At 50.9% G+C, this 10,792-nt stretch carries 6 protein-coding genes and 1 pseudogene; 1 reads left to right on the top strand and 6 read right to left on the bottom strand.

Annotated elements, in window-relative coordinates:
- Positions 1–571 precede the first annotated feature (571 nt).
- The 6 genes and pseudogenes from AC1DWB_RS28630 to AC1DWB_RS28655 all read right to left on the bottom strand — a co-directional run bounded on the left by AC1DWB_RS28630 (position 572) and on the right by AC1DWB_RS28655 (position 9,986).
- Positions 572–978, bottom strand: a pseudogene (locus tag AC1DWB_RS28630) (HIT family protein).
- 749 nt (positions 979–1,727) lie between these two features.
- Complete coding sequence (locus AC1DWB_RS28635; RefSeq protein WP_477544513.1) at positions 1,728–2,534, bottom strand: Gfo/Idh/MocA family oxidoreductase; 807 nt, start codon at positions 2,532–2,534, stop codon at positions 1,728–1,730.
- Positions 2,447–2,632, bottom strand: coding sequence for a Gfo/Idh/MocA family oxidoreductase (locus AC1DWB_RS28640; RefSeq protein ID WP_477544508.1), 186 nt, complete (start codon positions 2,630–2,632; stop codon positions 2,447–2,449). Before AC1DWB_RS28640 ends, AC1DWB_RS28635 begins: the two co-directional genes overlap by 88 nt.
- A 232-nt stretch (positions 2,633–2,864) precedes the next feature.
- Positions 2,865–5,216 (bottom strand): family 78 glycoside hydrolase catalytic domain, encoded by a 2,352-nt coding sequence (locus AC1DWB_RS28645; protein ID WP_477544509.1) that lies wholly within the window; start codon positions 5,214–5,216, stop codon positions 2,865–2,867.
- A 26-nt stretch (positions 5,217–5,242) separates the two neighbouring features.
- The gene (locus AC1DWB_RS28650) at positions 5,243–8,587 is read right to left on the bottom strand and encodes a carbohydrate binding domain-containing protein (RefSeq protein ID WP_477544510.1); all 3,345 of its coding nucleotides are present in this window, start codon (positions 8,585–8,587) and stop codon (positions 5,243–5,245) included.
- Positions 8,588–8,633: 46 nt separating this feature from the next.
- Positions 8,634–9,986, bottom strand: coding sequence for an extracellular solute-binding protein (locus tag AC1DWB_RS28655; RefSeq protein WP_477544511.1), 1,353 nt, complete (start codon positions 9,984–9,986; stop codon positions 8,634–8,636).
- 464 nt (positions 9,987–10,450) lie between these two features.
- Between AC1DWB_RS28655 and AC1DWB_RS28660 the strand changes: the two genes are divergently transcribed.
- Positions 10,451–10,792, top strand: a 342-nt coding sequence (locus tag AC1DWB_RS28660) for a cupin domain-containing protein (RefSeq protein ID WP_477544512.1), incomplete at its 3' end; no start/stop codon positions are given.

Here is a 10,792-nt window from a genome sequence, read left to right on the forward strand (position 1 = left end):
CTCCCATACTTGTTGTTCTTTCCAAGTCTTTATCAATTTTCATTAAATCAATATAATAGTTTACACGTATGAAAGTCAAATTAGAAAGGGTACCCCCTACTCTTTAGCTCTGTTAAGAATCTAAAGATCATGTATGTTAATAATAGAAGCCCCATAAAAAGGGTCTTCTTCTCATTATGCGGAAACCGTTTATCCGCTAACGTGCCCGTTAACATTCAATGGATTACTGAAATCAAGAAACGTTAACAATTATTTTTGACCTTATATATTATTCATTTTATACTTCGTCTTCTCTACTAGCCTTATCTTGTATTTTTCATTTAGATATCTTCCTATTGATTTCCCATCTCTGTTTAAGCAATGTACAAATGATTTAATATCATTTCCACTACGTAACAAAAAAATATACTTATCCTCAGCCGGTCCTTTCCCTAAACGGAAAGTAACCGCTCCAATCTCTTGTATCCTGACCAATGTGGTTAGTTGACTTCCCCGTTGACGGGAGACCCTCCATTAATATCAATCACGATTGTTTCATTTTCGAAACCCCTGACTTTTTTAAACGCTTAGTTCAACAAAGCCCCAACTTGGATTCACTTGAGGCTTCAACCTTCTCACGAATCCAAGAACGCAGCTTTTCAGCATAAAATGGTCGTTCATTAGGTTCAATTTGATAACCCTTCGTTAGATAGAGTTGATCGTTTTCATATCTTGGATAAACGTGGAGATGGTAATGCCACACATCTTGATTGCCAGCAGGCACATTGTGCTGACGAGTGGAAATCCCGTCGCACCCATATGTACTTTTCATCACAAACGCAGTTAATTGAGCTGCGCGGTGAATTTCTGCAGATATTCTGCAKGGAGTTCGTAGATGTTCTCGAAATGTTGGTTAGGAACAACCAAAACATGTCCTTTATTGTTTGGCCACCATTTGCTCCCTATAAATGCCGTTACATATTCATTTTGGTATATGATATCCCTTGTTTTGTTCCCTGATTAGGACGCTCAATTCCCGAATAATTCGGCAGAATGGACATTCATATCCTTCGGGCTTTAGACGCAAGTAATCTTTTCTCGTTGCGTTAAACTGCCCGTCACGAAATGCGCCGAATGAAAGTCAGCCTCTCCGCCCCACTTTCCCGTCACATGCAGCTGCCAGCGCCCGGTGTTTTCGGCGCCGTGCGTACGAGCACACCGTGGTTACTATTTCTGCATTCGTCGGGAATGTCACAATGATCTTGTCACAAAACAGGAATGTCAAAAGGTTCTTGTCATCGCCCAATGTCAAGAACCTTTTGACATTAAACAAAAAAGTCGCGATTTACGCGACTTGTAATGTGAAAATGATGGTGACTCCCGACAAAAAATGTCGGTTGACAAGAACTTGATGTCATAAGTGACAAGAACTTTGATGAATACTCACACGCGGACATAAAAATACATCGCCGTACGGCACGCTTATCAAAAGCCAGCAGCCGCCATGGACGAGAAAATAAAGTCCTTGACTGCCGCTGATAGAGTAGAATGCTGGTTCCCCAGTCCCCCCTCAACAAACCGTACGAGCGGTTTTCCCGCATACGGCCTTCCGATGTTCTTCACCCTGTGCAGTATAGCTACCCCAAGCACTAACTCTTTTCAATCCTATACGTCCGACAGTGTGCTGAGCGGCTGGCCGAGTGTCAGATAATCCAGTCCCACACGGGACGCGGGCTCTGACTTTCCTTTTATCGAATTTCGCAGGCTTTACGAAACGTATCGTTTTGCGGTATATATACAGGCAGACCGGTCTCAGCCGATTGGGCGGCAGCGATGGCGATAGCCGCGCTGTCTCTAGCCCCCCAGATGCCCGGCATCGCCGACTTGCCCTGTTTCACCAGCACGATGAATTGCTGTACGATCGCCGTATTCCCGCCCCCGTGTCCTCCGGAACGACTCTCGGGATAATACGTCTCCATTTCCCTGGAATGCCGCTTCATCACCGTAATTCGAAAGTTTTGTTCGTTGTTATAAAAACCGGTTATTTTCCCTTTCGTCCCCGTAAACATGAATTCCCGAGAATATTCGGGAGTAAAGTGACATTCCATGTACGAGATTCGGGCTCCATTATCATAGTCGATCAGAACCAGTCCGTTGTCATGCGTGTCGACCTCCTCGGCATAAACGCATAAGTCGTTTTTCAGCTTCACTCCTCCGTAATCCATCTCCAGCCCTTTCTTGTTATCGACGTAATAGGCGCATGTGGATGTCTCGTCGCACGTACGGCAACGTTTGTCGTTCGGGGCGCTACCGCCGAAGACGTCCAACCCGCTGGAGCTATACACTTTGACCGGCGATGCGTCGACAAGCCAGTTCGCCAAATCGAGCGAGTGCGTCCCTTTTTCGAGAATAAGACTGGTTACGTAATGTTTGCGCCGTTGAGGTCCGTGGTAATAATAATCCCCACCTACGGATACGTTGTCGAGTAGCGCAGCTCGAGCCCTACCATGAACACGCGCCCGGCCGTAAACGCCGCTTCCGCCATCCGGTCGCAGTCTTCGATCGAAGGCGCCATCGGCTTCTCGAGGTAAACGTGCTTGCCGGCCCGGAGCGAGGCAAGCGTATACTCGCATGCGCTTGATCGCTGCTGCAAATAATGACAGTGTCCAGTCCCGGCAGCCGCAAAAATTGTTCAAGCGAAGTCGTGGCAGGCAGATCGCCCAGTTCCTCGCGCGCGAAGTTCAAGCTGGCCGGACTGATGTCGCACAGTCCTACGAGCTCGCAATCCGGATGCTTGCCGAAATATTTGCCTGCGAAATATAATCCGCGTTTTCTGTTCCAAGTATGCCAATTCCGATTTTGTTAGGTTTCATTCTGGTCGCCGTCTATATGCGGCCTTCCTCCCCATCCTGTTCTCGCACCGTGCCTTCCGGGTGCTCCAGCTTCAAATCGAGTCCGTTCGTCATCTGCTTCCATTCCACTCTAATGTTGCCATACGGTGTCGGGATGTTGCCTTCGGCTTGGTGAAAAACCGACCTGACCGGCTCGACCCGGAATACCCGGAAGCCGGGCTCTACTGGCCTAACCCCCAATATATAAGCGTAATAAAAATAGACTGGGATGGCCGACCAGCCATGGCACAAGCTCCCGGCCTGCCCGAATGCATCGGCTCCGGCCTTCGTCTCCCAGAAGCTTGTCGCCCCGCAGAACAGCATATGCCCCCAATCGTCCGCAATCGTATCGAACACGAGCTGCCCGTATCGCTCCGGTTCGTCAAGCAAAGCCTTGAACTTGAATAAGGTGTAGCTGAGCGTAACGGGCACCCATCCGTGGTCGGGACAAGCCAACCGTTTCCTTAATCCGACCGCGAGCGGCTCCGGACATACTTTGGCGCAGAGCGCCAGCGATTGGGTTAATTCGGCGTAGTGCTCTCCCTCGCCTTCCCCCACATACGTGCGGTAAGCGAGGGCCGTCGAATCCCAAAAACGCTCATGTATGGCCGCTTTCACCTTTTTCGCGGTTTCCGAATAGTTTCGGGCTGCTATATGTTCCCCGCAGGCGTTCGCCAATCCGCCCGCAGCTTCCAATGCCATCGCGAAAAATAGATTAAGTGGCGCATCGAATCTCGTGTATGGCAACCCTTTGTAACCCGGCGCAGTCGCCCCCGCACCGTTCAAGCCGCGCTCCCAATCATAGAAATTCCAGTAGCTGGAGCTTCCCGGAGTTACCAGCAGCCCGTTTTGCAGATGTGCCGTATGTTTCTCCATCATCCGTTGAACGATGCCGAACATCGCTCTTGCCTGTTCGAAATCGCCGCTGTACAGCAAATGTTCCTCCAATTGAACGATCCATATAAAGCTGAACGATGGGATCGTGAACGGGCTCTTCGCCGGAGCGGTCAGCTCCAGATAGCCGTCATCTTTGAGTCCTTCGCCGAAAAGCCGATTCGAGGCGGCCGGAAAGTCGTACTCGCCGAAGCAGTAATATCCGCATAAAGCCTGATTTCTCGAATCCATGGCATAGAGCGCCTGCTCACGCCATGGCGTATCCTCATAGTGCTCGTGCATGCACAAATGGAGAGTGCGGACGGCCACCTGCTCGATTTGACGGTGGAGCCGGTCGGGGCAGCGAAACTCGCCCTTTCGTTCAACTGGATATTCGACCGACCGGAGACCGGCGTAATAAAGCACAAACTTTTCCCGAACGCCGCCAATATGAAGCTGCAGATAGCGCCCTGCCCACCTTTTCATATAATGGGTGAACGTTTGCCGCCCTTTTCCGCAGCGATAACGGGTTGCGAAATGTTTGCCGCGGACCGATGCGCGGACCCGAAGATCATCCAGATGCTCACCATAAGCGATATCGATAACCGCGCCTTCCTCTCCGTCCAGCTCCAGCTCTAAAAGACCGCATTGTTCCCGCCCCATATCCAACACCAGGTAAACGCCGCCGTTTTGTTGGAACGATTCGGGCTTGATCGACAGCCCGCCGGAGGAGGGAAGATTCAGCGAGTCGCCGTCGTCGATTATGAATCGGGACAACCGATGGGATAAATAATCGCGCTGCATCAATTCCGCAACTATAGCATCAGGCTGCTCGGCTTGTCTTTTGTACAATCCTTGGGTAATCAGACAAGAGCCGCAGCGGTCTTTCACTTCGAGCTTCCGCACCGGCCTTTCATACCATTTCGGATACTCGTCCAAAGCCCGTCGCGTCTCGGCTCGCTTCCACTCGCCTATCATCCGGTATTCCGGATCGATCCAGCTATCGCCGCGGGACGCATCGAATTCGAACGTAAAGCCCAGTTGAGCCGTGCTCATCGGGAGCCGACCGGAAGTATAAGCCGGTGACGGCCGGCAATACGCATCGCTCCCGCTTCTTATCGTCATTTCTTCCATTTCCAGCGTATAAATCAGACCGGGTAAGCCTTGTATATATTGAAAGCTGTTAACGCCTTGATAATAGGCCAGAACACATAACACGTTTCTCCCTTGCCGTAGCATAGGTCCGATCGGCAAACAGTCGTAAGCTTTATGATCCGGAAAGTCGTCATATTGTCCGGCATCCGCAAATCTCCCGTTGACCCACACAGCGTATTCCGAATCCACGGAAATATACAGCTTCGCATGCTCCACTTGCTGAGGCAGTGTAAACTCGTGACGGAATTCCACATATTGATTCACGTCGTCACGGCCTCCGCCGCTCCACATCCAGACTGAATTGTCTAACGGATTCATATTCTGCGCTCCCTCTTCTAATCCAATCATCCGATTTCCCCAACGTATAAATCATCAAACCGAGCCGTACCGTTGACGTCTGTGTTAGACAACAGATATACCTGCAAGTACTTGGCTGTCGAAGCAGACGTTACCTCCAATTCGTAAAACGTCCAATTCGAAGTGTGCTGGATCTCCTTCCACGTGTAGCCGATCGTGGATGTACCGTTTTCCCTGACCTGTCTCAGCCCGATCGATACGTTGCCGGCGGAAGCGCCGTTCTTGGCCCAGCCTTTCAATACATACTTGGTGCCGGGCTCAATCGCGATTAGGTCGGAGTTGATGACATTCCAGGAGTTTGCGGCATCGGGCTGCAAGGAAACCGCATATTGACCGCCATAGACGGCGTCCTGTACCCAGCTTCCCTTGCGCATCAGCCAGCCGGCGGGTCCTGTTCCTTGTGCGTTACCCTGCTCGAAGCCCGGATTAGTCAGCTTATTTTTATTAACTTGAACCTGGAGCGGGATCGACCGGACGAATTTCCCGTCTGCCTTGACCTGGATCGTTGCCGTATATACGCCATCGGTAACGCTCTTCGGCAAATATACCGAACCGTTAACCGTTGCTTGCTGATTCCCCGGCAAAAGCAGCGGAGAGGGTAGCTGAACGGTCATGCCGGACGGCGATAGAACCGGCTCGAACCCGACCTGCAAGCTTCTCGTCACGTTGCTTTCTACATTCAGAGTAAACGGGTAACTGCCGCCTTTATTCGCAATGATGACTTCAGGCTCCCTCTTCGCGGTCAGCAGATCCGTATAGGGAGTGTAAATGAACGTATCCGTCGAGATCGGGACTCCCTGTTTATTGGAGTACTCGAACTCGATTACGGCCTGCAGCCGATAGCTCATTTGTATTAACGGCTCTGCGATTCGGAAGCTGAACGTTTCCATAATCGATTGACCGCTCCCGAGCTGGGCGACGGTTCGGATCTCCGGCTCCAGGCCGAACGACTCCGGAAACTTAAGTGTTACCCGTACGTTTTGCAGTGCGGTCTCAGCCCCGTTGCGCAAGGTGAAGGAGAGTTCATTTAACTCCTCCTGTCCGACCAATTGACCGTTACCGACATGAAGCTCACTCAGAGCACTCGAGGCGGCGAGCGGACCCAGATACTCTCTTAATCGCTCAAGTGCGGCCAACATGTCCGGCTTCGAAGTACCGCTGCCGTTCCGATCGGCCCAATTCGACAACTGTTCAACTTTGTGTAATGCCTGAATCGCCGTTTGGACGGCATCGGCGGGATCGGGAGCGGCGCCGGTAAGATAGTCCCGAATCATGTTCAGCTTGGCTTCAAGCTGGCTCATGCGGGAAGTCCACTGTGCGTCCGCAGAAAGCCCCGAAGCTTGTGCCGAGAGCGCCAATGCTTCCGAAATCATATTCTCGAACGGGGTGATCCGGTACATTAGCGCTTGCATCGGACCCAGATTGATTGTCAGCTCACCGCTCCGGCCATCCAGCACCGAGCGCGTGTCTCCGTACAACAATTGTGCGCGGTAGCCCGTAATTCCAAGCGGTATGGTCATTTGGCGGTTTTCTTCGCTTGTATTGACGGCCGCGGCATACCGGACTCCTTGATCTTCCCACAGGGCCCATCGGCTGTTGTCCGTCCGGCCTTGACTAATCCGGCTTCCCATGGTCACAAGCCTGCCGAACAGTCCCAGTTCTTCCCGGAATCCGATGAGTGCGGGCCACAGCTCGGAATTGCGCAGCTGAAACGTATTTTCATTGATCGAATAATAGGCTATGCCTTGCAGCCCGTTCAGCAGCGATTGATAAGCCGCATTACGTACTTCTCCGATAGTCGGCAGAATCGGCCAATTCGGCGGATTGTACATCGCTTGCAGTACGTTCCAGACGGGCTTTTCTCCAGCCGCTTGCTTGGCCATGGCTGTACGTTCGCCTACCAGGGAGATTGGATCATACGGGATCGTATACACATCCGTCACCAAAATATCCGTCGCTTTGGCTGTCGTAGCGTAATACGGCGGCAGCGCTTCGACCATATAGGTCGGATGGGACTTATCGAGTGATCGAATCAGCCGGTAGGCTTCGGTAAGCTCTTCCAACGTCTTGCCGTTGGAGAACGGTTCATCCATAATCATCCAAGCGAGCACCGCCGGGTGAGTTTTGAACCGGTTTACGAACTGCTCGGTCAGTGCCGCATTTTCTTTAACTTTCATATTGAAGTACAGCGGTACCATAACCTTCAGGCCATTCTGCTGTGCAGCGTCAAGCGCGCTCTGCAACGCATCGGCGTTATTCGTGACGATACCTTGTACGGTATTAATCCCCGCTTCATTCAAATACGGGTAATCGGTTTGACGCACATGATAGGCCGCTATCGGAAAAAACGGAGCTCCGTCCACCATGACCGTTCCATCGCTCCGAAGCATCGTCGGACGATCGATTCGGTACACCATATTCGTAACCGAGTCCATCACCGTATTCGAAAGGTCCAGAAGACGGACCTCCACCCGGTACGGCTCCTCTTTGACCATCAACGTCGGATCGAATGGGAAGCTCATCGGCAGCGCCGCGCTGCCGTGGGCATACGTCGCCATAACGACGCCGGTCGACTCCCGAATGATGCGCGCTTCCGCGTGCAACTGATCAAGCGGGCTGACGGGCGAGTTAAAAGCGGCCTCCACCCTTCCTGTTTCGGCGTCGGAATAGTAGAAAATCCGGTCGGTCGTCAATTCGATCATCGGCCTATGCTTCAGCAGGGTGAAGGAAGCATCGTCAAAATAGACGGTCCCGGACCCGTACATTCGCAAATAAACCAAGACAAGCCCAGCCTCTTGCGGAATCGTAACCTCAAACCGCAAATTTTGCCAATTTCCCGTCAAATCGCGGGCCGGTATATTTTTCTGCATATCGTATTGGCTTAACCGGTTGGCCGGGGTTCGCACTTGGCCTTTGTAATATTCGAATTTCATCCCTACGCTTCCGGTTACTCCGGGCGACTTTAGCCAGACCGACACATCGTATGCCGCACCCGGTTCAATGATCACATCCTGTGCGATCCATGGGTTGGTAGTCTGAGCCGTCTCGATCTTGATTCCATTCGCACCCGAACGCGCCGCCGAGGAACTAAGTTGGATTTCGGGGTTGCTCCAGCCCCCCATCGCCAGCCATGGAAGAGGTTTGCCTCCGGACGTTTGTTCGAAGCCTCCGTTTTGCATTACGTCGTCGCCTATACTTTGGGCGGTTGCTTGCGGAGACGCTGCTGTCAGCCATAGCAGTTGAAACAGCAGCGCAAACAGACATAGGATCGCGATATTTCGCTTTGCGGACTTCAACGGCCGATTGGGCAGCCATGAATCGAATCCATTCATTCCAAACCCTCCAATATGCCGTGTTTTACGATACGGTCCCCTAGATTTATTTTTTGAGCTTCGCGTCGGCGATCGTCTTCTCCGCTTGTTCTTGTGCTTCGCGCAGTGCCGTATTCAAATCCTTCTTCCCTTCGATTACTTGCTGCACGTAAGGAGTGAGTACTCGCTCGACTGACAGCAAGTATGGATTTTTCGTAACGCCGGGAGCGATCTGGTTATAATATAGCGCCCCCCAATTTTTGTCCTTAAACGGCGTATCCTGCGCAAATGCTTTCCTTACCGCTTCACTAGTCAAAATAGGCATATTGCCTTTTTTGGCTTCGGACAATTGAGCTTCTTCCGATATCAAATATTTGATGACCTCCATCGCTGCGTCTTTGTCTTTAGTCATCGAGGTCATGCCGAACACGACAGGCATCGACTGCGATCCGACTTTCGGCTTCTCCTTGAAGGTAGGCAGCGCTACCAAGTCCCAACTGATGTCATTGATATTCGGTATCGAAAACGGGAAGCTGGAGTTGAACACAAACATGCCCAGCGTTGGCGTATCAGTAAATTCAAGCCGATATGGAAGCTTTTTTTTGCCCGTTACGAACTTCTGGTACCCTGCGGTCTTTCCAGGAGTCAAAAGGTAAGTCTCGAACAGTTTGTTCCATGTGCCGTCGAGGAACGTCGGTTTTTCCGTCTTGGCATCCACATAAGGGATGGAGTACTGGTTGTTGCCCAAAATATGGGCCGGCGAAGCCGTAAATCCGATATAAGATATACCGCCATCTTCACGGTCCACTTTTTTGGCCAGCTCGTGAACTTCATCCCAGTTCATCCCGTCCTTGGGATAGGGAACGCCGAATTTATCGAAAATCCCTTTGTTGTAATACATGACCTGAATCATGTTGCTTATCGGAAGCGCATACAGCTTGCCGCCGCCCGACGCTTTTAAGCTTTCTATCAGCCGAGGCTCGATCGTGTTRAGATCCACACCGTGTTTTTTGGCAAGATCGGTCATATCGAATTCCAACTTGGAGCCTTCGGCCAATTCAAAGTAGTAAGAATCCGTCTGGAACAAAATATCCACGCGCTGCCCTGTCGCGAGTAAATCCTGTAGCGTGCTGCCCGCTTTGCTCTGGATGTAGGTGATTTTGTAATCCCGGAATTTTTTACGGATCCGATCCCCGTAGTTTGCGTCGAAGCTTTCCGGTGTTGCTCCGTTGTTCGTATGAATAACGAGCTCGACCGGCTCCGAGCGTTTGACTGCTTGGTTACTGCTTTCTGCGCCCGACACGCCGCTTCCTTTCCCTTGCTCCCCACCGCTTCCGGAGCAGCCCGATGCCATGAGCGTTATCCCGGCAACAAGAGCCGAAAGTAAATAAATGTTCGCTTTCTTCGCCTTCGATCCCATTTTCATTTCCCCCTGTTAAGCTGTATTCAACCGCAATTTTTTCAATCGGATTTGACCTGACAACATCAGCTTAGCCTTCCTTTATGGACATCCCTCCGGATCCAGTATGCCGTGTTCAGCTCCAACTTTGTAAGAAATCGATTACCCTCAGAAGGCAACGACCAATCTCCCATCACCTCCCCCGCAACTTTCTTAATGTTTATAATAATGCCAAGACATGGACAGAGCTTTGACGCAAAGGTCAAACGTTTTGTCATTCCGGTCAGAACATTCGGTTCAATCCGATGGATTTTTCGGCAATTCTCTTACGATTTCTCGGTTTGTGTCCTTTAGGTAAGCAGGATAGGAACGTTCGAGTCCCTCTTTTAACCAGATGAGAACATGAAATATAATAGGATCATATCGGTTTTGCTTGCTGTTGTTTATTGCAAACGATTTAAATTGTATCAGGGGGAATCCGGCCGATGCGTCCGAGATATGTTTTGAAGGAAGAACTAATAATTCGCAAGCTGGTCACCTTTTATTACCGGGAAATGTCCAAACATTTTTATACGCGAGGGGAAAAACACGATTTCTGGGAGTTCATCTATATCGATAAAGGGGAAGTGGAGTTTTTTACCGATCTGGGGACGTATCATCTAAGACAGGGAGACATCCTGTTCTTCATGCCAAATTTGTTTCACGGAGGAAGAGCCTTGAACAAGACGACCTCCAATATTATCATCCTGTCGTTCGAATGCGACTCGGCTTGCATGTCCGTTTTTGAGGGAGAATGCCGATTTCGGCTGCAGAAGGATGAGTACCGC

This window comes from Paenibacillus sp. P4_E11, from assembly GCF_056401635.1.

What these genes read in the sequence shown, in the direction of transcription:
- AC1DWB_RS28645 (WP_477544509.1), bottom strand. Translation starts at nt 5,216, where the DNA reads ATGAATCCGTTAGACAATTCAGTCTGGATGTGGAGCGGCGGAGGCCGT.
- AC1DWB_RS28650 (WP_477544510.1), bottom strand. Translation starts at nt 8,587, where the DNA reads ATGAATGGATTCGATTCATGGCTGCCCAATCGGCCGTTGAAGTCCGCA.